26 protein-coding genes are annotated in these 23,918 nt (G+C 74.3%); 14 read left to right on the top strand and 12 right to left on the bottom strand.

The features are described from left to right. Window positions 1-175 precede the first annotated feature (175 nt). Both ACIBG4_RS24740 and ACIBG4_RS24735 read left to right on the top strand, forming a co-directional pair. Entirely contained in the window at window positions 176-493 is a 318-nt protein-coding gene (locus tag ACIBG4_RS24740) for a winged helix-turn-helix domain-containing protein (protein ID WP_310717379.1), read from the top strand. A 56-nt stretch (window positions 494-549) separates the two neighbouring features. Beyond that, the gene (locus ACIBG4_RS24735) at window positions 550-1,008 is read left to right on the top strand and encodes a DUF2243 domain-containing protein (protein ID WP_397203799.1); all 459 of its coding nucleotides are present in this window, start codon (window positions 550-552) and stop codon (window positions 1,006-1,008) included. Between the two features lie 12 nt (window positions 1,009-1,020). Here the strand turns inward: ACIBG4_RS24735 and ACIBG4_RS24730 are convergent, their stop codons facing one another. The 3 genes from ACIBG4_RS24730 to ACIBG4_RS24720 form a co-directional block, all read right to left on the bottom strand. After that, entirely contained in the window at window positions 1,021-2,232 is a 1,212-nt protein-coding gene (locus tag ACIBG4_RS24730) for a cytochrome P450 (RefSeq protein WP_397203798.1), read from the bottom strand. A gap of 102 nt (window positions 2,233-2,334) precedes the next feature. Further along, complete coding sequence (locus ACIBG4_RS24725) at window positions 2,335-2,937, bottom strand: TetR/AcrR family transcriptional regulator (RefSeq protein ID WP_310717382.1); 603 nt, start codon at window positions 2,935-2,937, stop codon at window positions 2,335-2,337. Between the two features lie 39 nt (window positions 2,938-2,976). Beyond that, on the bottom strand, window positions 2,977-4,176 hold the full coding sequence (locus ACIBG4_RS24720) for a DUF418 domain-containing protein (RefSeq protein ID WP_397203797.1): 1,200 nt from the start codon (window positions 4,174-4,176) through the stop codon (window positions 2,977-2,979). Between the two features lie 316 nt (window positions 4,177-4,492). Between ACIBG4_RS24720 and ACIBG4_RS24715 the strand changes: the two genes are divergently transcribed. After that, the gene (locus tag ACIBG4_RS24715) at window positions 4,493-5,608 is read left to right on the top strand and encodes a S1 family peptidase (RefSeq protein WP_397203796.1); all 1,116 of its coding nucleotides are present in this window, start codon (window positions 4,493-4,495) and stop codon (window positions 5,606-5,608) included. 104 nt (window positions 5,609-5,712) lie between these two features. On the opposite strand, the gene ACIBG4_RS24710 is transcribed toward ACIBG4_RS24715, so the two are convergent. The 3 genes from ACIBG4_RS24710 to ACIBG4_RS24700 form a co-directional block, all read right to left on the bottom strand. After that, window positions 5,713-6,576 (bottom strand): SMP-30/gluconolactonase/LRE family protein, encoded by an 864-nt coding sequence (locus ACIBG4_RS24710; protein WP_310717385.1) that lies wholly within the window; start codon window positions 6,574-6,576, stop codon window positions 5,713-5,715. An 86-nt stretch (window positions 6,577-6,662) separates the two neighbouring features. After that, a complete protein-coding gene (locus ACIBG4_RS24705; RefSeq protein ID WP_397203795.1) occupies window positions 6,663-7,145 on the bottom strand; it encodes a hypothetical protein in 483 nt (160 codons plus the stop codon). Then, window positions 7,142-7,495: a hypothetical protein gene (locus ACIBG4_RS24700; protein ID WP_397203794.1), complete on the bottom strand. Its 354-nt coding sequence runs from the start codon at window positions 7,493-7,495 to the stop codon at window positions 7,142-7,144. Before ACIBG4_RS24700 ends, ACIBG4_RS24705 begins: the two co-directional genes overlap by 4 nt. A 171-nt stretch (window positions 7,496-7,666) precedes the next feature. Here ACIBG4_RS24700 and ACIBG4_RS24695 point away from each other — a divergent pair, with 171 nt between their 5' ends. Continuing rightward, on the top strand, window positions 7,667-7,870 hold the full coding sequence (locus ACIBG4_RS24695) for a DUF4236 domain-containing protein (protein WP_310717388.1): 204 nt from the start codon (window positions 7,667-7,669) through the stop codon (window positions 7,868-7,870). Between the two features lie 62 nt (window positions 7,871-7,932). Continuing rightward, entirely contained in the window at window positions 7,933-8,127 is a 195-nt protein-coding gene (locus ACIBG4_RS24690) for a DUF4236 domain-containing protein (protein ID WP_397203793.1), read from the top strand. Between the two features lie 100 nt (window positions 8,128-8,227). Here the strand turns inward: ACIBG4_RS24690 and ACIBG4_RS24685 are convergent, their stop codons facing one another. Then, a complete protein-coding gene (locus ACIBG4_RS24685; RefSeq protein ID WP_397203792.1) occupies window positions 8,228-9,295 on the bottom strand; it encodes a carboxymuconolactone decarboxylase family protein in 1,068 nt (355 codons plus the stop codon). A gap of 24 nt (window positions 9,296-9,319) precedes the next feature. After that, window positions 9,320-10,786 carry an FAD-binding oxidoreductase gene (locus tag ACIBG4_RS24680; protein WP_397203791.1) on the bottom strand — a complete coding sequence of 489 codons (1,467 nt, stop codon included), beginning with the start codon at window positions 10,784-10,786 and terminating at the stop codon, window positions 9,320-9,322. Between the two features lie 392 nt (window positions 10,787-11,178). Here ACIBG4_RS24680 and ACIBG4_RS24675 point away from each other — a divergent pair, with 392 nt between their 5' ends. Both ACIBG4_RS24675 and ACIBG4_RS24670 read left to right on the top strand, forming a co-directional pair. Continuing rightward, on the top strand, window positions 11,179-12,429 hold the full coding sequence (locus ACIBG4_RS24675) for a sensor histidine kinase (RefSeq protein ID WP_397203790.1): 1,251 nt from the start codon (window positions 11,179-11,181) through the stop codon (window positions 12,427-12,429). Continuing rightward, entirely contained in the window at window positions 12,426-13,085 is a 660-nt protein-coding gene (locus ACIBG4_RS24670; RefSeq protein WP_310709774.1) for a response regulator transcription factor, read from the top strand. Before ACIBG4_RS24675 ends, ACIBG4_RS24670 begins: the two co-directional genes overlap by 4 nt. 191 nt (window positions 13,086-13,276) lie before the next feature. Here the strand turns inward: ACIBG4_RS24670 and ACIBG4_RS24665 are convergent, their stop codons facing one another. After that, a complete protein-coding gene (locus ACIBG4_RS24665; protein ID WP_397203789.1) occupies window positions 13,277-14,122 on the bottom strand; it encodes an alpha/beta hydrolase family protein in 846 nt (281 codons plus the stop codon). Window positions 14,123-14,206: 84 nt separating this feature from the next. On the opposite strand from ACIBG4_RS24665, the gene ACIBG4_RS24660 reads away from it, so the two are divergent. From ACIBG4_RS24660 to ACIBG4_RS24640, 5 genes are all read left to right on the top strand, one after another. Further along, window positions 14,207-14,803: a TetR/AcrR family transcriptional regulator gene (locus ACIBG4_RS24660; RefSeq protein ID WP_397203788.1), complete on the top strand. Its 597-nt coding sequence runs from the start codon at window positions 14,207-14,209 to the stop codon at window positions 14,801-14,803. A 155-nt stretch (window positions 14,804-14,958) separates the two neighbouring features. Then, window positions 14,959-15,930, top strand: coding sequence for a TetR/AcrR family transcriptional regulator C-terminal domain-containing protein (locus ACIBG4_RS24655; RefSeq protein WP_397203787.1), 972 nt, complete (start codon window positions 14,959-14,961; stop codon window positions 15,928-15,930). 250 nt (window positions 15,931-16,180) lie between these two features. Then, entirely contained in the window at window positions 16,181-17,290 is a 1,110-nt protein-coding gene (locus ACIBG4_RS24650) for a methyltransferase (RefSeq protein ID WP_397203786.1), read from the top strand. A 67-nt stretch (window positions 17,291-17,357) separates the two neighbouring features. Continuing rightward, the gene (locus ACIBG4_RS24645) at window positions 17,358-18,596 is read left to right on the top strand and encodes an MFS transporter (RefSeq protein WP_397203785.1); all 1,239 of its coding nucleotides are present in this window, start codon (window positions 17,358-17,360) and stop codon (window positions 18,594-18,596) included. Between the two features lie 290 nt (window positions 18,597-18,886). Then, window positions 18,887-19,429: a TetR/AcrR family transcriptional regulator gene (locus ACIBG4_RS24640; protein WP_397203784.1), complete on the top strand. Its 543-nt coding sequence runs from the start codon at window positions 18,887-18,889 to the stop codon at window positions 19,427-19,429. An 82-nt stretch (window positions 19,430-19,511) separates the two neighbouring features. Here ACIBG4_RS24640 and sigJ read toward each other — a convergent pair whose 3' ends face one another. Beyond that, window positions 19,512-20,486, bottom strand: coding sequence for an RNA polymerase sigma factor SigJ (sigJ, locus tag ACIBG4_RS24635; RefSeq protein WP_397203783.1), 975 nt, complete (start codon window positions 20,484-20,486; stop codon window positions 19,512-19,514). Window positions 20,487-20,627: 141 nt separating this feature from the next. Here sigJ and pip point away from each other — a divergent pair, with 141 nt between their 5' ends. Continuing rightward, the gene (pip, locus tag ACIBG4_RS24630; RefSeq protein WP_397203782.1) at window positions 20,628-21,575 is read left to right on the top strand and encodes a prolyl aminopeptidase; all 948 of its coding nucleotides are present in this window, start codon (window positions 20,628-20,630) and stop codon (window positions 21,573-21,575) included. 82 nt (window positions 21,576-21,657) lie between these two features. Continuing rightward, on the top strand, window positions 21,658-22,314 hold the full coding sequence (locus ACIBG4_RS24625; RefSeq protein ID WP_397203781.1) for a class I SAM-dependent methyltransferase: 657 nt from the start codon (window positions 21,658-21,660) through the stop codon (window positions 22,312-22,314). 29 nt (window positions 22,315-22,343) lie between these two features. On the opposite strand, the gene ACIBG4_RS24620 is transcribed toward ACIBG4_RS24625, so the two are convergent. Together ACIBG4_RS24620 and ACIBG4_RS24615 are read right to left on the bottom strand one after the other, a co-directional pair. Further along, entirely contained in the window at window positions 22,344-23,174 is an 831-nt protein-coding gene (locus tag ACIBG4_RS24620; RefSeq protein ID WP_397203780.1) for an alpha/beta fold hydrolase, read from the bottom strand. Further along, window positions 23,171-23,917, bottom strand: coding sequence for an SRPBCC domain-containing protein (locus tag ACIBG4_RS24615; protein WP_397203779.1), 747 nt, complete (start codon window positions 23,915-23,917; stop codon window positions 23,171-23,173). The genes ACIBG4_RS24620 and ACIBG4_RS24615 overlap by 4 nt, the downstream gene beginning before the upstream one ends. Between the last annotated feature and the right edge of the window lies 1 nt (window position 23,918).

The following is a 23,918-nucleotide window of genomic DNA, read 5'->3' as shown; positions in this document are numbered from 1 at the left end:
CTGTCATCAGAGTCCGGTTTGCCTCTCTCGCCTGATTCGCCGGTCGCCACGGCGGTTCTTGTAGACCCCAAGGGTAAGCGTGTATGAGAATACAGGAAAGTTTTTTCGCTATAAAATCTTCTCTGACAGTTCAGCCGGGCCCGGTACTCCGCCCGGGCCCACGGAGTGAGTTCTCATGGCCAAGCTCGACGGCGGTCAATCTCGTTGGACCTTCCTCACCAACCACGCACGCGTGCTGCTGGAGATCGCGCGCAACCCGGAGGTGCGCGTCCGTGAGATCGCCGCGGCGATCGGGATCACCGAGCGGACCGCGCAGGGCATCGTCACGGACCTCAAGGAGGCGGGGTACCTCGACCCCGTCCGGGTGGGCCGGCGCAACCACTACACCATCAACGCCGGCCGGCACTTCCGGCACCACACGGAGGCGGACATGCCGGTGCAGGCGCTGATCGACATGTTCACCCACCGCGACCACGGCGGCGCCCCCTCCTGACGGAGTCCGCCGGCCGGCGGGCATGGGGGGAAGCGCGCACGGGTAGCGGCGGCGGCATGGCCTCGACACGATCCGCAGGGCTGGTGCTCGGGCTGGGCATCGGCGGCTTCATCGACGGCATCGTCCTGCACCAGCTCCTGCAGTGGCACCACATGCTGTCCGGCTGGTATCCGGCCGACGCGCACGTGAACATGCTGGCCGACGGCCTGTTCCACCTGCTCTGCCTCGTCCTCGTCGTCGCCGGGGTGGCGCTGCTGGCGCGCGCCGCGCCGGTGGGCGGGCGGGAGCTGACCGGGTGGGTGGTGGCCGGGTGGGGCGCCTTCAACCTGGTCGAGGGCGTGGTCGACCACCTCGTGCTGGGCGTGCACCACGTGCGGCACGGGCCGTACCAGCTCGCCTGGGACCTGGCGTTCCTGGCGCTCGGCGCGCTGCTCGTGGTGGCCGGCGTGCTGGTCGCCCGTTCCGGTCGCGCGGCGCCCGCCCGCACGGCGGCGGGCCGTACGGGCGGGGCGTGACCTCGGGACGGGTCAGGCGGCGGTCGTGAAGCGGACCGGCATGTGCTTGATGCCGTTGATGAAGTCGGAGCGCATCCGCCTGACCGGCCCGGCGTGCTCGGCCGCCGGGAAGCGGCGCAGCAGCTCCCTGATCATGCAGGTGATCTGCAGCCGGGCCAGGTTGGCGCCCAGGCAGAAGTGCGGGCCGCCGCCGCCGAACGTCACGTGGTCGTTGGGGTCGCGGCGGATGTCGAAGGTGTACGGGTCGGCGAAGACGGTCTCGTCGTGGTTGGCCGACATGTAGAACGTGACGACCTTCTCCCCCGCGGCGATCCGCCGGCCGTGCAGCTCGGTGTCGCACGTGGCCGTGCGCCGGAAGTTGTGGATGGAGGACCCCCAGCGCAGGAACTCCTCGGTGGCGGTGTGCCACAGCCTCTCGTCGTCCAGGTGGCCGGCCAGCTCCCGGTAGCTGCCGGGGTGCTCGATGAGGGCGTTCATGGCGTGCGCGATGAGGTTGCGGGTGGTCTCGTTGCCGGCGACGCACAGGATCACGAAGAACGCGTCGATCTCCTCCCTGGTCAGCCGGTCGCCGTCGATCTCGGCCTGGACCAGGTGGGTGAGGATGTCGTCGCGGGGGTTCTTGCGCCGCTCGTCGACCAGGCCGTCGCAGTAGCCGAAGATCTCGGCGGCGGCGATCTCGCCGTCCTCGGGGGTGGTGCGGAAGTCGGGGTCCTGGAAGCCGACCATGCGGTTGGACCACTCGAAGATCTTCGCGTGGTCCTCCTCGGGGACGCCGACGAGGTCGCAGATCATCTGCAGCGGCAGGTACTCGGCGACGTCGGTGACGAACTCGACCTCGCCCCCCTTGTCGAGGACCGAGTCGGCGATGCGCTCGGCGCGGCGCCGCACCTGGTCCTTGAGCCGGGCGATGGTGCGCGGGGTGAAGCCGGCGCTGACCAGGCGGCGGTAGCGGGTCTGCTTGGGCGGGTCCATGTTGAGCAGCATGAGGCCGGCGACCTCGATGAACTCCGGCGTCTGGGTGCGGATGAACGCCGTGCCGATCTCGGTGGACCAGGTCCGGGTGTCGCGGCTGATCGCCTTGACGTCGTGATAGCGGGTGACGGCCCAGAAGCCGGTGTCGTCGGGGACCTCGTGCCAGTGGACGGGGGCGTTGCGGCGGAGATAGGCCAGCTGGTCGTGCGGCACCGCTTGTTCCCAGGTGTCCTCGAGCAGGTTGATCCGCATGGGTGCTCCCCTTTCGGCGCGAGTCGGGAGAGGGCGGGGGCCCGTTCTGGTGATCCGTTCGGGTGTGCCGGGTCGTACGGGTTCGGGAGGGCGGGGGTGGCGTCAGCCGTCGGGCAGGCCGAGCAGGTCGCGCAGGCTCTCGACGACGGCCCGCGTCCCGACCGCCGGCGGGTCGAGCCGGTGCTGCACCGCGCAGCCGATCAGCACCCCGAGCACGGCCGTGGCCGTGTGCTCGGGCGAGCGCCGCAGGGGCACCCCCGCCGTGTCGGCCCAGTCGGCCAGCCCTTCGGCCAGCCGGGCGCGGATGCCGGCGTACCTGCGGGCGAGGGGCTCGCCGATCTCGGGATCGCGCGCGCCGTGCAGCCACAGCTCCATCTCCAGCAGGAGCCATGACGCACCGCGATCACCGTCGTCGCGGGTGAGCACCTCGAACAGGGCCGCCAGCCGCTCGTCGAGCTCGGTGACGTCCTCGAAACCGGACAGCAGCTCGGCGGCCGTCTGGTCCTTCCACACCTCCAGCAGGGCCAGCAGCAGACCCTCCTTGCCGCCGAAGTGGTTGTAGAGGGCGCCGGTGGTGCGGTCGGCCGCCTCGGCCACGGCCTCGGCGGAGACGGCGTGGAAGCCCTTGCGGGCGAACAGGTCGGCCGCCGCGTCGATCAGCCGGGCGCGCGTCTCGGCCCGCCGCTGGTCCTGCGTACGGGCCACGACCGCCTCCCGGCTGAATATCGGGTTCCCTACATATGTCTATGACTTGATATATCCCCCAACCGAGCGCTCGGTCAAGGAACGGGACGACCAGTGCGTCAGGCGGCGCAGGCCGTACTCGACGGGCCCGTAGCGGCGGCGGCGCAGCCACAGGGCGCTCAGCGCCAGCAGCACGGCATGGACGGCGACGGCCACCCCCATGACCGCGACGGGCGCCAGCCGCCCGCCGAGCGCCAGGCCGTACCCGGTGAAGACCAGGGCGATCAGCAGCGACTGGCCGAGGTAGTTGGAGGCGGCCATCCGGCCGGCGGGCGTCAGCACGCGGGCCACGGCGGGGAAGCGGCGCACGACCCGCAGGAGGGTGGCGACGTAGGCAGCGGCCAGGAGCAGCGAGGTGAGGGTGTTCACGGCCGTGCCCGCCAGCTCGGCGGCGCCCCCGCGGGGCAGGCTCCAGGCGTACAGGACGCCGCCGGGCAGACCGGCGCCGAAGCCGACGACCTGCACGCGGCGCAGCAGGCGGGTATGCGCGCCGAGCCCCTCCAGCAACCGCGTCCTGCCCGCCGCCAGCCCGAACAGGAACATGGCCAGCGCCGTCGGCCCCTGGAACAGCCAGACCATGCCGGCGATCGGCGGGTACAGGCCGAGCTGCAGCCGCAGGAAGTCCAGCGGCCCGCCGGTGGCCATGGCCAGCACCCGGGCGGCCTCGGCGGGGTCGGACGTCTCCGGCGGGACGGAGGCCGGGGCGAGCGCGGCCACCGCCGCCAGCGCCAGCCACAGCAGGGTCAGCGCGCCGATGATCGCCGCCCCGATGATGACGGCCGTCCTCGGCCGCAGGCGGCGCAGGGCCAGCAGGGCCACGCCGAGCAGCGCGTACAGGGTGAGGATGTCGCCGACCCACAGCAGGAACCCGTGCGCGACGCCGATGAGGAACAGCCCCAGGCAGCGGCGCAGGGTGCGCGCCCGCACGCTCGCCCCCGCGCGCTCGGCGGCCCGCATCTGGAGCGTGAAGGAGTAGCCGAACAGGAACGAGAAGATCACGTAGAACTTGGTGAGGACGAGGGCGGCGATCGCGGAGGCGACGGGCCCGTCCGTGATCGGCATGGCGCCGGACACGGCGTGGCCGGGGTCGGCGAGGAAGCCGATGTTGGCCACGAGGATGCCCGCCAGGGCGAACCCGCGCACCGCGTCCACCTCGTGGACCCGCCCGGCGGGGCCGGCGGGGGTGGTGAGCTGCGTCATGCCGCGACGCTAGGCCGGGCACGACGGCCGCCGCATCGAACCTTGGTCGGCCGGAACCCCCACCAAAGACGCGCGACCGGCACCCGAGCCGGCACGAACAGGGAGGGGCGCGCCGGGGGGGCCGGGATCGTTGGGATCGGGACCGGGGTGCCGTACGGTGATCGGCATGCGGGTCCGCACGGGCGGCCACGGAGGGGCTGCCGTCCGTGACGGCGCGCTGGTCCCGCCTCCATACCACCGTGATAGGTGGCCTTTGACGACTAGCCGGATCCACCCCAGTCGATACTTTGACAGCACCCCCCACAAAGGAGTGCACATGTGGAGTAAGCGCATGGGCCTGGTCGGCGTCACCATCGTCGCCGCCTGCCTGGCCACCCCCCTCACCCCCGCGGTCGCCGCCCCCACTCCTCCCGGCGACGAGGCCCCACGCGAGGTGGTCGACGCCCTCCAGCGGGACCTCGGCCTCTCCGAGCAGCAGGCGATCACGCGCCTGGCCAACGAGCAGCGCGCCGCGGCCACCGAGGCCCGGCTCAGCTCCTCGCTCGGCCCCACGTACGGCGGGTCGTGGCTCAACGAGGACGCCTCCGTGCTCATGGTGGCCACCACCGACCCGGCGGCCCGGGCCTCGATCGAGGCGCAGGGCGCGCAGCCCGTCCTGGTGCCGCGCTCGCTGGCGCAGCTCACCACCGTCAAGGACCAGCTCGACCGGGCCGCGACCGGCACCAGGGCCAACCTCTGGTACGTCGACGTGGTGACCAACTCCGTCGTCGTCGTCGCCGCCGACCAGCGGACCGGCGAGCGGCTGGCCGCCAAGGCGGGCGCCGAGCCCGGCGTCGTCAAGGTGCAGGTCAGCAACGAGACCCCGCAGCCGTTCATCAACATCGTCGGCGGCGCCCCGTACTACATCGGCTCCAGCCGGTGCAGCGTCGGCTTCTCGGTGACCCGCGGCAGCACCCCCGGCTTCGTCACCGCCGGGCACTGCGGCCGGGCCGGCAACACCACCACCAACCCGACGGGCACCTTCCAGGGCTCCTCGTTCCCGGGCAACGACTACGCCTGGGTCGCCGCCCCCGGCAACACCCCGACGCCGTACGTGCGCGGCTCCGGCGGCGCCAACGTGACCGTGCGCGGCTCCACGCAGGCCTCGGTCGGCGCGTCGATCTGCCGCTCCGGCTCCACCACCGGCTGGCGCTGTGGCACCATCCAGCAGCACAACGCCACCGTGCGCTACTCGCAGGGCACGGTCACCGGTCTCACCCGCACCAGCGCGTGCGCCGAGCCGGGCGACTCGGGCGGCTCGTTCATCTCGGGCAGCCAGGCGCAGGGCACGACCTCCGGCGGGTCCGGCAACTGCTCGGTCGGTGGCACGACCTACCACCAGCCGGTCAACGAGGCCCTGTCGGCGTACGGGCTGACGCTCACGGTCGGCTAGCCTCCGGCGGGACCTTCTCACGGATGACACGGCGTGCCCGGGTGCTCTTCACCCGGGCACGCTTTCCCGCCGTTCGGGCTGTGGGAGCCCGCCCGGCCCCGAGATCACAAGGTGGTCTGCAGGACCGGGCGGCCGAGGACGCCCGGGTCGGCCGTGAACACCGATCCGGCCGCGGGCTGCTCCATCCGATCCACGCCCCGGGCCGAGCTGGTGACGAACAGCCGGTCCAGCCCCTCCCCGCCGAACGTCACCGCCGTCACCTGGCTCACCGGCAGCGCCACGACCGCCTCCAGCTTCCCGTCGGGACCGTAGCGGTGGACCGCGCCGCCGCCCCACAGCGCCACCCACACCCCGCCCTCGGCGTCCACGGTCAGCCCGTCGGGGGCACCCCGCTCCGGGTCCACGGACACGAACGGCCGCCGCTCCCACAGCCCCCGCCCCGGCTCGTAGTCGAACACGTCCACCCGCCCGGTCGGGGTGTCGGCGTAGTAGGCGAGCAACCCGTCCGGGCTGAAGTCGAACCCGTTGGAGATCGTCACGCCCGGCACCTCCACGCGCAGCGTCCCGTCGGGCTCGGCGATGTACAGGTCACCGGCACCCGGCGTCTCGTCGTAGGCCATGGTGCCGATGTAGAAACGGCCGTCGGGGTCGCAGCCGCCGTCGTTCATGCGGACGCCCGGATCGCTCCACGCCTCCCCCAGCGAGCGCAGCGGCGCGTCCAGGTCGTCGGCGTCGGCCAGCAGGAGCTCCCGCTCGGCCGCCACCACGTAGCCGCCGGCGGCGCGCGGCCGGACGGCCGCCGCCACGCTTCCGGCGTGACGGCGCCGCACGGTCCCGTCCGCGTCGAGCTGGAGCAGGTCGCCGGCCAGCATGTCCACCCAGCGCAGGCCGCCCCAGCGGGCGCACCACACGGGTCCCTCGGCGTGCTCGGCGACGGGCTCCGTCACCGGCTCGGCGGTGATCGTCATCGCGTGCTCCTCTCAGAGCGGCTGTGCCTCCCGATGGGCCGCCGGCGAGGCCGCCCACCGGCACACTGCCACGTACGCGCCCCGGATCACCTCAGGCCGGGCTCCCGTGTCCGCGTTTCCTCCGGAACGCCCGCTCGCGGCCGGGAGGTGAACGTGGCCAGCACGAGGAGGAGCGCGCTCTGGGCGAGCATGCCCGGGGCGAGCGGCGGCGTCGGCCCCACGGTCTTCGACAGGGCGTACCACCACTGGGTGAGCGGGCCGAGCGTGTCCCACGTGTCGGCGTACTGCTGGTCGAGCGGGCCCGAGGCGAAGTTCGCGGACACGTGCGCGTACACGCCGAACATCGCGGCCAGCAGGACGGCCACGGCGATCACGCGGACGACGGCCACCCCGCGCGGCGAGCGGCCGAGGGCGCACACGGCGAGGGCGACCACGAGCACGGCCAGGGCGGCCCAGGGGACGAGCTGCTGCGACGTCTGCCAGTGGCGCTCGGCCGCCAGCTCGAAGGCGGCGCCCATGACGCTGATCGCAGCCACTCCGAGCAGGCCCTGGCGCAGGGTGAGGGTCATGGCGTCAACGCCGATACGATCTTGTTCACGGTGTCCTCGCCGGGGTTGTACTTGGCGAGGTTCTGCCGCAGCGAGGTCAGGTCGGCGTCGTCGGCCGCGTACGGGCGGTACTCGACGACCTCCCTCGCCCACCGCTCGGCGTTGCCGACACCGGCGGCCGTGAAGGCGGCGGCGATCTGGGACTCGTCGGCGGTGTTCGCCGAGACCTTGGCCCCTGCGGGCGCGCCGGTCGTGCCGGTGGCGGTCGTGGCCGTGGCGGACGACGCCGTCTGTCCGGTCGTGCCGGCCGATGAGCAGGCCGTCAGGGAGAGAGCGGCGGCGAGTGCCGCCAGCCCGAGCTTGATCTTCATGGCTGTCATGTGAGCCCATCCGGTGCGGGGTTCGTGCGTTGGATCCCACGTTCTCCGGTTTGTCTCAAAGGTTTCTCGCGGGTTCATGAAGATCTGCTGAGAATGCGCGCCGGAACCGTCCTGGACCGCCGCTCGTTGTCCCGGTACACCGAGCGAACGCGGAGGAGGAACATGGGCTGGCACTACAGCAAGTCGATCAAGGTGGGGCCGTTCCGGGTCAACCTGTCGCGGCACGGCGTGAGCCACAGCTTCGGCGGGCGGCGCCTCCACGTGACGAGCACACCCGACGGCCGGCGGCACGTGTCGGTACGGCTGCCCGGCGGCTTCCATCTCGGCAAGTCGTTCGGCGGTCGCCGCTACGGCGGCCATTACTAAACCCGATATATCTCGCTTTTCCGGGGTAGCTGATCGCCGTTCCGAACCGATGGAGGAGAGCGATGGGCTGGAGCTACCGGAAGTCGATCAACGTCGGGCCGCTGCGGCTGAACCTGTCCCGTGGCGGCGTCGGGCACAGCTGGGGCAACCGGCTGTTCAGGGTCACCAAGACCGCCGACGGGCGCAAGACGCTGTCGGTCAACCTGCCGGGCGGGTTCCACTGGCGCAGGACGCTGAGCAGCCGCACTAAAGACTGAGGCGCGCTCGCTCCGGACGGATGTCGCGGAGGGGCCGGGGCGCCGCCGGATCATCGGCGGCGCCCCTTCGCCTGCCCGAGCCCCCTGCCACCCGGACGGGTCACTCCGTGGGACCGGGTGCGGCGCCCGCCCGTGCCCTTCCCGTCACGATGCCCTCGGCGCGGGCCGTCGCGAGGATGGCGCCGTACGCGATCAGCCGTACCAGATCCTCGTCGCCCCCATCCGTGCCCGCTCCCGCGTCGGCCGTCGTGCCCGCACCCGCCCGCCACGCGGACACGTCGCCGTCGGTCACGCGGTACGGCGCCAGGGCGGCCAGCACGGCGAGCCGGGCCCCCGGCCGATCCGCCGCGGGCAGCTCCCGCAGATCGGGCCAGCCGCCCAGCGGCGGATGCGCGCCGTCGGACGCCGCCACCGCGTCGCGCACGAAGGCACGGGCGCGCGGGGTCAGCAGCCTCTCCCCCGCTCCGGCCACCGCCAGCAACGTGGCGTACGCGCGACCGGCCGGCGTCCCCGCCGCCCAGTCCGGCTCCGGGCCCGCCGGGAGCCCGTCGAGCGTCGCGAGGCTCTCGCCCGGCGTCAGCCGCCTGCGCACGGTACGGGCCATCGCCCGGCCGCCGGCGCTGCGCACCAGGCGCGACTTCTGCAGGCCCCCGGGCAGCAGATCTTCGGTGATCAACGCCGAGGCGACGCTGTTGACGAAGTGGAAGGTCAGTGCCGTCCCAACGTACTCGGGCCCGTGCTCCGGCGGGTACGGCGGCGCCGACAGGGCCGCCGCTCCCGGCGTGCGGGTGGCCGTGGCCCAGGCCAGCAGCGCCGCGTACCGGGGATCGTCGGGCGTGCCGCCTGCGGCGATCGTCTCGGCCAGCCGGTGCTCGCCGGTGGCGTGCAGCAGCGTGGTGTGCGCGCCGACGCAGAACGGGCACCGGTTCGCCAGGGACACACCGAGCGCGACGACCTCCCTGCCGGTGCGGGAGGCGTCGCCGGCGAGCAGCGACTCGCGCATGGTCGCCCACGTGGCGGCCAGCAGGTCGGGCGCGGGCGACAGCGTCATGAACACCGGCATGCGGCGCATCCCGAACCCGGCGGCGACCTGCTCGTACACCTGGGCGGTCCGCCCGGTGGCGCTCTCGACGGGTGTGGGGACGACGTAGCGGAACTGTGTGGGCATGTGCCGTACTCCGATCGTGTGAGTTCAGGCCGGGGGGATGTTGTGGACGCGGCCGAGCAGGTTGTCCGGGTCCCAGTCCCTCTTGACCCGGCGCAGGCGGGCGTGGTCGGCGGGGGTGTAGGCGTCGCGGGTCCGTGCGGGATCGGTGAGGAAGTTCAGGAAGGAGCCGCCGGTGGCGTACGGGCGCAGGGCGCCGGCCAGGTCACGCACCGCCTCACCGGCGGTCATGCCCGGGGCGGCGTCCGGAGCGGCGCTCGCGGCCGGGATCGCGTCCGGGGCCGGGGCCGGGGCCGTGCTCGGCCCGGCGCCCAGGACCGCGGTCGCGATCACCGAGAACGGCACGTCGCGATGCCCCACCGGCCCCGCGTCCGGCTCCGGCCGGGCCATGGCGCCGCCCCAGTGCCGTACCTCGACGGCCGTCAGCGCCGGCCCGCCCGCCGGTCCAGGTGACGGCGCCCCGCCGGCGGCCTGCGTCACCGCGCGGACGGCGCCGTCCGGGAGTTCGGGCAGCAGCTCCAGGTGCTGCACGACCGCCATGGGCGCCGGCTCGGGACCGCCGAACGCCGTCGCCGCCTCCCCGAACGTCATCGCCCCGAACCCGCCCCCGAGTACGGGCCCGGCGGCTTCCAGCAGCGGGGCCAGCGCCTGCCGCCCCCGCTCGGCGTCGCCCGCGTAGAAGCCCCGCACGGCCAGCGCCCACCGCGCCGGGGCCTCCTGCTCGTCGCCTTGGCCGCCCGGCATGCGCATGAGGATGACGGAGGTGTTCAGCTCGTCGGGCGCGGCCGGGGCCCACTCGCGGTACCGGGCCAGGGTGGCCGCGGCCCGCTCGACGGGGTGCAGCGTCATCCCCGCGTAGACCTCGGCGACCGGGAACAGGCGGAACTCCAGCTCCGTCACGACTCCGAAGTTGCCGCCGCCGCCGCGCAACGCCCAGAACAGCTCGGGGTGCTCCTCCCCGCCGGCCGTGACCGGCTCCCCGGCGGCGGTCACGAGCTCGGCCCGGGTCAGGGCGTCGGCCGCGTAGCCGTACCGGCGGGACAGCCAGCCCGTTCCGCCGCCCAGCGTGTAACCGGTCACGCCGATGCCCGGGGTGCCCGACAGGGGCGCGAGACCGTACGGCGCCGCGGCGGCGATCACGTCGGACCAGCGGGCCCCGGCGCCGGCCCGCGCGGTCCGGCGCCCGGGGTCGACCCGCACGCCGCCCAGCCGCCCGGTCTTGAGCAACAGGCCACCGTCGGCGGGCACGTGGGTGCCGTGGCCGGTGGCCTGGACGGTCAGGGGCAGGCCGTGCTCACGGGCCGCCAGGACCGCGGCCCGCACGTCGTCGGGGTGCGCGGCTTCGGCGACGATGGCGGGCCTGGGGTCGATGACGAGGTTCCAGGCGGGCCGGTGGGCGTCGTACCCGGGCTCGCCCGGCAGATGCAGCCGATCGCCGAACGAGGCGCGCAGCCGCCGGACAGCGTCACCGAACCCGGCCCCGCCGTCACCCACCCCAGCCGCACCCGCACGAGCCCCGCCGGGACCGGACCCGCCCGCACGAGCCCCGCCCGAACCGGACCCGCCCGCACGAGCCCCGCCCGAACCGGACCCGCCCGGACCGGACCCGCCCGGACCGGCGCCGGACACTCCTTCCGCCGGCACGGTGGGCAGGCCGGAGCCGGCCGCCGCACCCGTGGACACACCAGAATCGACGACATTTCGTGAAGATGAGGACATGGCGCCGATCTTCGCGCTCCGTCCCCTCCACGGTCGTCGTGCGGGCGAAGACACCTCCGGCTACCTGGTCCGACGTACAAGCCGGACCCGGTACAACCACGGGAGTACATCCCGGATCAGCCCTGGAGAGGACGAGATCCCCGGGCCCGACCCCCTAGTGTTCTGGCATGAAGTTCGCGCGCATGCCCGACCTGGTGCTCGCGCTGGTGGTGGCCGTCCTGCTGGAGGCGGGCGCGCTGGCGGCCCCCGGCACGGCTCCCCTCGCCCATGTGGCCGTCCTGGCCGGTTCGCTGGGGCTGGTCGCCTGGCGGAGCGCGCCGCTGGTCGCGCTCACCATGGCCACGGTCTTCATGATGGTCTACCTCGTGAGCTCCCATCCCGGGCCGGCGGCGGCGTTCCCGGTGCTGGTGACGGTGTTCGGCACGGTCAGGAGCGGTCACCGGCTGGCCGCCGCGGCGAGCGCGATCGCGTTCCTGGGCTGCGGGCTCGCGGTCGGTCTCGCCGAGGCGGCGGGACAGCCGGTCCAGCCACTGGTGGAGCGCACGGTCCTGCTGGTCGGCTGGTTCCTGGCGGCGGCGGTGGCGGCCAGCGCGAGCCGAGGCTGGCGCGCGTACCTCGACGAGGCCGAGCACAGGGCCGCCGAGGCGGAGCGCACCCGTGAGGAGGCGGCGCTGCGGCGGGCCGGCGAGGAGCGGCTGCGCATCGCCAGGGAGCTGCACGACTCTCTCACCCACAGCATCTCCATCATCAAGGTGCAGGCGGGAGTGGCCGTCCACCTGGCGCGCAAGCGCGGCGAGGAGGTGCCCGAAGCTCTGCTGGCGATCCAGGAGGCGAGCCGCGAGGCGATGCGCGAGCTGCGCGCGACGTTGGAGGTGCTGCGCGACTCCGCCGACGATCCACCGGCCACGGGTCTCGACCGGCTCGACGACCTGGTGGGCCGTGCCCGCGCCGCGGGCCTGCCCACGACCGTGACGATCGAGGGCGACCGGCGACCCCTGCCGGCGGAGGCCGACCGGGCGGCGTACCGCATCGTCCAGGAGGCTCTGACCAACATCGCCCGCCACGCGGGTCCGGCGTCGGCCTCGGTGTTTCTCCGCTACGCCGACGACGCGCTGCTCGTCCAGGTGGACGACGACGGGCGAGGCTCTCCCGGCGGGGCCCCGGTGCCGGGAGTGGGACTACGCGGCATGCGCGAGCGGGTCACCGCCCTCGGCGGCGACCTCCGCGCCGAGCCCCGCCCCGACGGCGGCTTCACCGTCCAGGCCCGGCTCCCCCTCCCCGCCCTCACCGCCGGGACCGACCGCCCCATGCGGTCCGACGAGCCACCACGCGCCTCACTCTCGGCAGATCCCACCCCGGACGGGCAGCCCTCCAGCAAGGAAGTCGCGGCCGGCACTCCCCTCGGAGAGGCGTCATGATCCGGGTGCTGCTCGCCGACGACCAGGCGCTCATCCGGGCCGGCTTCAGCGCCCTGCTCAACGCCGAGGACGACATCGAGGTGGTGGCCGAGGCGGCGAACGGCGAGCAGGCGGTGGCCCTGGCGCTGGAGCACCGGCCCGACGTGGCGCTCGTGGACGTGCAGATGCCGGTGATGGACGGCATCGAGGCGACCCGGCGGATCGCCGCCGATGACCGGCTGGGCGACGTGCACGTGGTGATCCTCACCAACTACGGCCTGGACCAGTACGTCTTCGACGCCCTGCGCGCCGGCGCCGGCGGCTTCCTGGTGAAGGACACGGAGCCCGCGGACCTGCTCCAGGGCGTAAGGATCGCCGCGCGGGGAGACGCGCTCCTGTCGCCCTCGATCACCAGACGCCTGATCTCCGAGTACGTCGCCCACCGCCCCGAACCCGCGCCCACCGGCCTGGACGTGCTGACGAACCGCGAACGCGAGGTGACGGCCCTGGTGGCGCGCGGCCTGTCCAACGACGAGATCGCGGCCCACATGGTGATCAGCCCGACCACGGCCAAGACACACGTCAGCCGCGCCATGACCAAGCTCCACGCCCGCGACCGCGCCCAACTCGTCGTCCTGGCCTACGAGACCGGCCTGGTGACCCCCCGCCCCCGGTGACGAACGGCCCTGCCTGTCGCCGGACGATGCCAGCCCGACCAAGCCCATCGCGACGATGCCCAGCGGAACCGGCCCAGCCGGATGTTGGTCAACCGGACGGTGGTCAACCGGGCATCGTCAACCGGACGTTGGTCAACCGGACGGTGGTCAACCGGGCATCGTAAACGGGGCGTTGGTCAACCGGACGGTGGTCAGCCCGCGGTGCCCACGTGCTGGTCCAGGAAGGTGAGGAGCGTCCGGGTGAGGGCCACCCGGTGGTCCGACAGGGCGTGGTCGGTCGGGAAGACGTGCTCCTCCAGGGCGAGCGCCGGCTCGGCGCGGTAGGCAGCGGCGACCGGGTCGTGGTGGACGGGGTGCGGGGAGACGGGGTCGCGGCCGGTGCCGATCAGCAGGACGGGGCGACCGGCGAGCCGCGGCGCCAGCCCGGCGAGCCGCCATTCCTCCCCCGCTTCCTCCATCTCCGCCACCAGCGCCTCCCCGCTGGTGCCGCGCAGCGGAAGCAGCTCACCGTCGAACATCTCCACGTACCCTGCCCGCGCCCCCGGGTCCTGGCGCGACAGCGCGGCGGCCGCGCCGAAGTCGAACGCCGCCCACGAGGCGACCGCGAGGACCGACGGATCGGCCGCGGCGGTCATCAGCGCGGTGAACCCGCCCGCGCTGTGCCCGGCGACCACCACCCGCGACGGGTCCAGCCGGTGGGCCGCCACGAGCCCGGGGTCGCGCAGGGCGGCGACGGCGGCGGAGGCGTCCTCCAGCACGTGCCCCCACGACCACGAACCGCCCATGCCCCACGAACCGCGGTAGTGGAACACCAGCGTCGCATAGCCGGCGCGGCGCAGCGCCTGGGCCACGTCGAAGTTGCGCTCCATGCCCGGGAACCCGTGCAGCAGCAGCACGACCGGATGCGGGCCCGGCCCGGCGGGCACGTGCAGCACGCCGAGGAGCGTCTCGCCGCCGCTGGCGAAGGTGACACCCGGCGTCGTGGCGGGCGGCGCGACGTCGGCGGGCGGGTCGGTGACAAGGGGGTTCGCCGTCATGTGCGTACGTCTCCAAGAGATCGAACCGATCGGTACGAGGTTGCACGTTAACAGGACATCGAACCGATCGGTACCATCAGGGGCATGCCAGTCGACAAAGGCGTCACTCTGGACCCGGCGCGCACACGCGAGCAGATCCTGCGGGTGGCGGGCGAGGTGCTGTACGAGCAGGGACTCGACGGGATCGGCGTCGCGGGACTGTGCGCCCGCGCGGGCGTGTCGAAGGAGACGCTGTACCGCCACTTCGGCTCCAAGGACGGGCTGGTCCGGGCCGTGCTGGAAGCGCGCAGCGACCGGATCGCTCGCTGGCTGCGCGAGGCCGCCGAGGAGGCGGGGCCGGAGCCCGCGGCGCAGCTCGCCGCCGTGTTCGACGCGCTCGCCCGGTGGTACGAGGAGCCGGGGTTCCGCGGATGCGCGATCATGAACGCCGCCGCGCAGCACCACGAGGGCTCCGCCCCGGCCGTCGCGGCCCGCCACATGGACCGTCACCTGGAGCTGCTGTCCGGCATCGCCACCCGGGCCGGAGCGGCCGATCCCGGAACCCTGGCGCGGCAGTTCCTCCTGCTGATGGAGGGCGCCGCCGTGGTGGCCGACCACCACGGCGTGGCCGGCACGGGCGAGCAGGCAAGGCGGGCGGCCCTCACCCTCCTCCACGCGGCCACCGCCCGGCGCGACACCTGAGCGAGGCGGGCGGCCCTCAGCCTCCTCCACGCGGCCACCGCCCAGCGCGGCACCTGAGCGCCGGCGGCACCCCGCGGGCCGACCAGTACCCCGCCGGCCCCATATCCTTAGGCCGTACGGAGATCTCGGGGCGACGAAGGGCCGGGTGGGGCGGCGTGGTGGTGTTCGCCGGGCAGGGCGACGCGCGGCGGTCCATGGCACTGCTCTGGCGCGGCACCGGCACAGCCCGCAGTGGTGCCGAGCGGGCTGTGCGGGGTCGCGGGCTCCGGGAAGATCGGAGCAGGCCGGGGCCCAAGCCGGGGCTGAGCGTCGGCATGATCGTGGCCGCGGCGATCGAGGCGGCGGACGCCGAGGGGATGGCGGCGCTGTCCATGCGCGCCGTCGGCGAGCGCCTGGGCCGCACCGCCATGGCTCTCTACACGTACGTGCCGAGCAAGGGCGAGCTGCTCGACCTCATGTACGACCAGGCCCTCGCCGAGCTGCCGACCGGGTACGAATCCGGCGCGGGCCGGCGGGCGGCCGTGACCGCGTGGGCGGGTGACGTCCTCGCGCTGTACCTGCGCCACCCGTGGATGCTCCAGGTGTCGCAGGCCCGGCCGGTGCTGGGCCCGAACGAGTACACGATGCTGGAGACGCTGCTGCGGATCCTGCGCGGGAGCGGGCTCGGCCGCGACCGGGCACGCCGGGTGGTGGGGACGTTGTTCGCCTTCGTCCGCGGGGCGGCCGCGACGATCGCCGAGGCGCGGCAGGCCGAGGCCGCGACCGGGGTGACGGACGAGCGGTGGTGGCGCGACCGGGCGGGCCTGCTGGCGGAGGTGGCGCCGGACTTCGCCGAGCGGTTCCCTGCGGTGGCGTGGCTGGAGAGCGAGCCCCCGGCGCGTCCCCCGGAAGAGCGCCCCCTGAGCGAACGCCCCCCGGACGGACGTCTCCCGGACGGACGTCTCCCGGACGGACGTCTCCCGGACGGACGTCTCCCGGACGGACGTCTCCCGGACGAGCGCCCGCCGGACGCGCAGCCGCCGGACGAGCAGCCGGCCGCCGAGCCGGGCTCGTACCTGGAGGGCGAGGCTCGCGCGATGTTCGACAGCGGCCTGGCCCTCATCCTCGCCGGCCTCGAAGCCACCTGACCCCTGGCCGCATCGAGAGCCATCGGCCGGTCCTGACCTCCTCCAGCGGCCACCCGCCCCACGTCAGAAGAAACGGCGCCGTGGACCCGGCCGCCCCGGCCCACGGCGCCGCGAACGACGCCCGCAGCGCACGGCCGGCGGAACGGGCGCTCCCTCCGCGCCACGTCCCGGGCACGCGGTCTAGCGTGGACGGAGGGGGCTCGCGGCGTCATGGGGACGGCGCCGTTCCGTGCCGTACCGGGGGAACACCATGGACACCTCCAACACCGCCGCCACCGGCGACACCCACGCCCGGGACGCCGAGCGGCTCGCGGAGCGGCTGCTCGACGACACGCTGGGAGCCCTGGAGCTGTTCGCCGTTTACCTGGGCGGCGAGCTGGGGCTCTACCGCGCGCTGCACGAGCTCGGCCCGCTGACGGCCGCCGAGCTGAGCGGGCACACCGGGACCGCGCTCCGCTACACCGCCGAGTGGCTGGAGCAGCAGGCCGTCGCCGGGCTGGTCGAGACCGACGCGGGCGCGCCCGCCGAGGAGCGCCGCTACCGGCTGCCGCCCGGGCACGCCCGCGTGCTGGTGGACGCCGACGACCTCGCGCACGTGGCGCCGTTCGCGCACATGCTGGCCGGGATCGGCGGCGTCATCTCGGAGGTGGCCCAGGCGTACCGCACGGGGGCGGGCGTGCCGTACGAGTCGTACGGGCGGGCGTTCCGGCACGGGCAGGGCCACATCAACCGGCCGGTGTTCACCCACGAGCTGCCGGACGCCTGGCTGGCCGCCATGCCGGACGTCACCGCCCGCCTGCGCGGGACGCCGCGCCCCCGCATCGCCGACGTGGGCTGCGGGCAGGGCTGGTCCACGCTCGCGATCGCCCGCGCGTTCCCGGGCGCCTGTGTGGACGGGCTGGACGCCGACGCCTCGTCGATCGCCGACGCCCGCGCCGAGGCCGAGCGCGCGGGGCTGGGCGACCGGATCAGGCTGGAGCAGGCGGACGCGTGCCGGCTCGCCGCCGCGGGCCCGTACGACCTGGTGATGATCCTGGAGGTGCTGCACGACCTGCCCCGCCCCGTGGAGGCGCTGCGCTCGGCGCGGGCCGCGCTGACGCCCGGCGGGACCGTGCTGGTGGTGGACGAGCGGGTGGCCGACCGCTTCACCGCGCCCGGCGACAAGGTCGAGCGGATGATGTACGGCTGGAGCGTCACGCACTGCCTGCCGACGCAGCTGGTCGAGTACCCCTCGGCCGCCACGGGCACCGTCATGCGCGCGGGCACGGTCCGCCGGTACGCGGCGGAGGCCGGCTTCGGCAGCTGCTCGGTGCTGCCGGTGGACAACGACTTCTTCCGCCTGTACCGGCTGGACCCCTGACCGATTGATTAGACGTGACGTTGCGTCTAGTCTATGGGCGTCATCACCCATCTCCGAGGGGACACCCATGCACCATCCCCCGCGTCACGGCCTTGAGGCCCGCCAGGTCACGCCGTCGCGCACGCCGCGCGGCGGCGTGCTCGCGCCGGCGATCCTGGCGTTCGCGTTCTGGGCCGTCATGGCCGGCACGACCGCGCCCACCCCGCTGTATCCCTTGTACGGGCAGGCGTTCGGCTTCTCGCCGTTCACCGTGACCGTCGTCTTCGCCGTGTACGCGTGCGGCGTCGTGGCCGGCCTGCTGCTGTTCGGGCGGGTCTCGGACCAGATCGGGCGGCGGCCGGTCCTCATGGCAGCGTGCGTCCTGGCGATCGTCGCCGCCGCCGCCTTCCTGGTGGCCGGCGACGTCATGACCATGCTCGTCGCCCGGGTGATCTCGGGCCTGTCCGCGGCCCTGGTCACCGGCGCCGCCACGGCCGCCCTGGCCGAGGCCCTACCGTCCGGCGGCCGGGTGCGCGCGGCCACCGTCGCGCTGTTCGCCAACATGGGCGGCCTGGCCGGAGGCACCCTGCTCGCCGGGATCCTGGCCGACGTGGCGCCCGCGCCGCTGCGCACGCCGTGGGCGGTCCTCGGCACGCTGGCGCTCGCCGCGCTCGTCGGCGTCGCGCTCGTGCCGGAGACCGCGCCCCACCGCTCGCGGCCGTCCCTGCGCCTCCAGCGCCCGCACGTGCCGGGCGAGATCCGCGGCGACTTCCTGCGGTCGGCGGTGGCCGCCGGGGCGGGGTTCGCGGTACTGGGGGTGCTGACCGCTGTGACCGGCCTGTTCCTGTCCGGGGTGCTGCGGCTGCCGAGCCACACGCTGACGGGCGTGGTGGTCTTCACCGCGTTCCTGTGCACCGCCGTGGGCCAGCTCCTCAACCGCGCCGTACGGGCGGGCGGCGCGCTCGTCCTGGCCTGCGCCGGGCTGGTCGCCGGCGCCGGTCTCGTCGCCCTGGCCATGGCCGCCGCATCGCTGGCGGCGCTGCTGGCCGGCGCCGCGGTGAACGGCCTCGCCACCGGCATGGCCCTCGGGTACGGCGTCACCGTCATCACCACGCGTGCCGCGCCGGACCACCGGGGGGCCTCGGTGTCGACGTTCTTCGTGATCCTGTACTCCATGCTGGCCGTGCCGGCCGTGGGGGTCGGCGTGATGATCAGGTCGACGAGCCTGCGTCCGGCCGGTGAGATCTTCAGCGCGGCGGTCGCCGCGCTCGCTCTGGCGGTCCTGCTGAGCCTGCTCGGCACCCGCGGGACGGCCCCCCGGGCGTGACCGCGACCGGAGGCGTGCCCGGGCCGGGGCGCGACGCCCCGGGCGTGCGGCGGGGGAACCGTCCGCATGCGGCGGGCCGTACGTGGCGGGCGGGCGTGCCACAATCGGGCTGCCGCTGCCCCGCGGCGTCCGGTCGTCCGTAGGCTGGACGTGCTCGTTCGTCGCAGGCTGCTCGTGATCGTGAAGGAGGAGCGGACATCACCGCCGACCAGGACGCCCAGGCCGCCCCGCGGCGGGGGGCCGTCGTCAGCCGTACGGGGCCCAAGCGCAGCGAGAGCATCCGGCTGGCCGTGCTGAACGCGGCCGACGACCTCCTCGTCGAGCGCGGCTTCACCGGGGTCACCATGGAGGGCATCGCCGCCCGCGCCGGGGTGGCGAAGCAGACGATCTACCGCTGGTGGAAGTCGAAGGTCGACATCCTGCTCGACACGCTCGCCGCCGACGCCGGGGAGGCGCTCGCCTGGCGGCCCGGCACCGCTTCGTCGGCGGAGGAGGAGCTGCGGGAGCAGCTCGGCCGCGTGGCGGCGTTCTTCGGGGAGCCGGCCGGTCAGGTGCTGCTGGCGCTCGTCGGCCACGCCCAGCTCGACCCGGAGACGGCCGCCAAGCTCCGCGACGGCTTCCTGCGCGAGCAGCGCGAACGCGATCTGGCCGGACTCGGCGCCCTGCTCGCCCGGCACGCGGGCCACCCGGTGGACGAGCGCCTCACCGCGGTCCTGCTGGACGTGGCCCTCGGGCCGCTCTACCACCAGGCGCTCGTCCTCGGCCGACCCGCCGACCCCGGCACCTCGGCCGCCATGGCCCGCCTCGTCCTCGCCGAAGCCACCCGCTCCTGACGAGGGGTCCCCTCGCGGGCGGACGGGCGCGGACGCGGGGGACGGCTGAGGGCTCCGGTGGCGCCCGCGACGGGATCGTGGCTCAGCCTTCCGAGGGGGCGTCGTGGGGCGGGTGGGCGACGTGGGTGAGCTTGTCGGGGTTGGTGACGGCGTAGATGCCGGTCACCTGGTCCCCGTCCGGGTCGAGGTCGACGACCATGACGGCGAACGGCGAGTCCCCGTCGAAGAGCACGGCCGACGGGTCGCCGTTGACGGTCCGGTAGTGGACGTCGACGCCGTCGGGGATGTGCGAGGTGACCCCGGCGATGAGCCTGGCCACCTTGTCGCGTCCGCGGACCGGGCGCAGGATGGAGGCCCTCGCCTTGCCGCCGCCGTCGGTCCACATGGTCACGTCCGGGGCGAGGACGCGCATGAGGGCGTCCAGGTCGCCGCCGAGCGCGGCGGCCAGGAACCGCTCGGTGACCTGCTGGCGCGCCCCGGGGTCGGAGCGGTAGCGGGGGCGGCGGGCCCGCACGTGCCCGCGGGCCCGGTGCGCCAGCTGGCGGACGGACGCCGGTGAACGGCCCAGCATGGCGGCGATCTCGGTGTGGGCGTAGCCGAAGACCTCGTACAGGACGAACACGGCCCGCTCCACCGGGCCGAGGGTCTCCAGCACCACCATGAGCGCCATCGACACGGACTCGGCGCGCAGCGCCGGCTCCGCGGCGTCCTGCCCGGTCGTGGACGCCGCGACCGGCCCGCCGGTGGGCCCGCCGACCACGGGCTCCGGCAGCCATGGGCCCACGTACGTCTCGCGGCGGCGGCTGACGGCGGCCTGGCGCGCCAGGGCGGCGTTGACGGCGATGCGGACCAGGTACGCGCGTGGCCCGGCGATCTCGCCCGGCGAGGCCCCGCGCCACCGGGCGGCCCAGGCGAGCCAGGTCTCCTGGAGCACGTCCTCGGTGTCGGCGACGCCGCCCAGCATGGCGTAGACGACGGAGAACAGCAGCTCCCGGTGGTCCAGGAAGATCCTGGTCGCCTCCTCCACCGGGTCGGCCGGTGGCGGCGTCTCTGCCATGCCGTGCTCCTTCGTCCCTCGTCCTCGTCGCCGGTCCTCTCCTGAGAGCCCCGGGGCACGCGAAGTGTGACACTCCCCCGGCGACTGTGACGCGGCTCACTCCCGGCGCGGAATGTGACAGCGCTGTTGTATCTTGGTCCGATGCGACCTCCCATCGAGCCGTACGACCACGGCCACCTCGACACCGGCGACGGCCACCTCGTCTACTGGGAGGTCTGCGGCAACCCCGCGGGCAAGCCCGCCCTCGTCGTCCACGGCGGCCCCGGGTCGGGCTGCTCGCCGGGCCAGCGCCGCACGTTCGACCCCGAGCGGTTCCGCATCATCCTGTTCGACCAGCGCAACTGCGGGCGCAGCCTGCCGCACGCGAGCGACCCGGCGGCCGACCTGAGCACCAACACCACGGACCACCTGGTGGCCGACATGGAGCGGCTGCGCGAGCACCTGGGCGTCGAGCGGTGGCTGCTCTACGGCGGCTCGTGGGGGTCCACGCTCATGCTGGCCTACGCCGAGGCGCACCCGGAGCGGGTGTCGGAGATCGTCATGGTCTCCGCCACCATGACCCGCCGGTACGAGATCGACTGGCTCTACCGGGGCGTCGGCCGGTTCTTCCCCGAGGAGTGGCAGCGCTTCCGCGAGGGCGTTCCGGAGGGCGAGCGCGACGGCGACCTGCTGGCCGCGTACGCCCGACTGGTGTCCGACCCCGACCCCGCGGTGCGTGCCGAGGCCGCCGCGAACTGGCTGGCGTGGGAGGACGCGGTCATCTCCCTGGAGCCGAACGGCAAGCGCAATGCCTACAGCGACCGGCCCGACGACGCCCGGACGGCTTTCGTCCGGATCTGCTCCCACTACTTCTCCAACGGCGCGTGGCTGGAGGAGGGCGTCCTGCTGCGGGACGCGCACCGGCTGGCCGGGATCCCGGGTGTGATCGTCCATGGCCGGTTCGACCTGGGGGCGCCGCTGGAGAACGCCTGGCAGCTCGTCCAGGCGTGGCCGGACGCGAAGCTCGTCGTGGTGGACGACTCCGGCCACACGGGCAGCGACACGATGCGCGACGCGATCATGTCGGCCATCGAGGGCTTCGCCCCCTGACACCCGGGTGCGGGCCGCACCGGAGCTCCGCCGCGAGCGAAAAGCCTGGCCAGGACAGGCCGCGCTGGTGGTCAATGGACGCGTGAGAGCCGCGTACGACGAGATCGCCGACTGGTACGAGCACGAGTTCCTGCCCCGCACCGAGGGCGACCCGCTGGGCCTGAACCGGGTGCTGACCGAGCTGCTCGGCCCAGGTGACGGCACGTGCCTGGAGATCGGGTGCGGCACCGGCGTCCACGCCGCCGCCCTGCGCGGCCTCGGGTGGAGCCCGGTGGGGGTCGACCTGTCGGCCGGGATGCTGCGCCACGCCCGCGTCCGCCTGCCGGTCGCGCTGGGCGACGCCGGGCGGCTGCCGATCCGCGACGGGTGCCTGCCCGCCGTCGTCGCGCTGATGGTCCACACCGACATGCCGGGCTACCCCGACGTGCTGCGGGAGGCCGCCAGGGTGCTGCGGCCCGGCGGGAGGCTCGTCCACGTGGGCGTGCATCCGTGCTTCTGCGGCGGGTTCGCCGACCGGGCCGACCCCGCCGCGGTCGTGGTCAGGCCCGGCTACCTCGACGGCCACTGGACCAAGCAGTCATGGACGGACCAGGGCATCCGCGACAAGGTGGGGGCGAGCCACTGGCCGCTGGCGGAGCTGCTGGGCGCGTTCCTGGAGGCGGGGCTGGTGCTGGACGGGTTCGCCGAGGGCACCGGCCCCACCCCGACGGTCCTGGGGGTACGCGCCCGCAAGCCGTGAGCCCGGCCCGCCCGCCGGGAGGGAACCGGTCAGGAGAAGAAGTCCGCCAGGACCGGCGCCAGGACCTTCATCGACACGTTGTGGTTCTGCCCGGCCAGCATGTGCCCGCGCGCTCCCGGCACCGCCTCCGCCACCGCCGCGACGGCCCGGCGCAGCGACTCCGGGCTCTTCTCGCCGCCGACGACCAGCGTCGGCACCGTCACCTCGGACAGGTCGGGCAGCGCGTAGTCGCCCATGATCGCGGCGTCGTACGGCAGGGTGTGCGCCACGGCCTTGAGCCGCTTCCAGACGGGCATGAGCCGCATGACCAGCGGCACGAACGCGGGCGCCCCCATCACCGCGGTCATGAAGTACGAGATCGCCGCGCCGCGGCGGCCGGCGGCGGCCAGCTCCGCCAGGCGCTCGCGGTGGTCCGCCGGCGGCCGGTGAATGCCCTCCCCCAGCAGGAACGGCGGCTCGTACAGGGCCAGCCGCTCGATGGGCAGCCCCTCGGCGGCGGCCCGCAGGGCCAGGGCGGCGCCGGAGGACAGCCCCCAGACGCGGGCCGATCCCCCGGCTGCCTCGATCACGGCGGCGAGGTCCTCGACCTCGCGCTCCACCGCGTAGGGGCCGGTGTCGCCGCTGTCGCCGCGTCCGCGGCGGTCGTAGCCGTACACGGTGAACCGCCCGGACAGCAGCCGCGCGAGCTCGGCGAGCGTCGGGAACGAGCGCCAGCTCATCGCGCCGCCGACGAGCACGACGGGCGGCCCTTCGCCGGTGCGGTCGTAGGCGATGGCGGTGCCGTCCTCGGAGACGGCCCTGCCCGTGGTGACGGTCGTCATGGTGGTGGTCGTGGTGGTCGTGGTGGCCGTGGTGGTCATGGTGAGGTTCGCTCCGAGAAGATCCGGTCGAGCCACGCCTGCCAGGCGGGCCCTTGGGGGGCGACGTCGGTGAAGAGATGGTGGGAGGCGATCATGAAGCCGGGCATCCCCTGGATGAAGCGGTAGAGCGCGCCCGGCGCGCGGACCCCGAGGGTCTGGGCGTTGGCGAAGTAGACGACGCCCTCGACGGGCGGCAGCCCGTCCGGCGTGAACGCCACCCGCTCGCCCACCACGTCGCCGCCGGGGCGCAGGCCCAGCTCGGTGTGCAGGGTGCTCCAGGCGTCCGGCCAGTCGCGCACGGGCGGCCCGAACGCGCTGACGGGCGTGGCCGTGCGGCCGTGGAAGTGGCCGAGGTACTCGACGAGCGTGGCGAAGAACATCGCCAGGCCGCTGCGCATCGCCTCGTACTCGCTCTCCCAGTCGTCGCCGGGCAGGAAGCCGCTCGTGACCATGCGGACGACCGTGCTGCCCCGCTCGCGGCCCTCGATGAGGAACTCGTAGGCGACGAAGCGCCCGTCGTCCTCCGTGGCGCTGGCGTGCGCGAACCGGTGGGGCGGGTCGGAGACCGTGACGGCGGAGTCGGGGAGGAACCCCCCGAAGTCGGTGCGCACAGCGCCCTCGGTCACCTCGGTGCGGCCCATGTACCACGAGTCGATGCCGGGGCCGGTGGCGATGGCGTCCCACACCTCCTCGGGGGTCACGCCGACTGTGGCCTCCTGCGGCAGCTCGAAGCGGTGTCCCACG

The organism is Nonomuraea sp. NPDC050383, from assembly GCF_044459125.1.
Lineage (GTDB): Bacteria > Actinomycetota > Actinomycetes > Streptosporangiales > Streptosporangiaceae > Nonomuraea.
The sequence above is the reverse complement of the archived record's forward strand: the minus strand, read 5'-3'. Positions and strand labels throughout refer to the sequence as shown.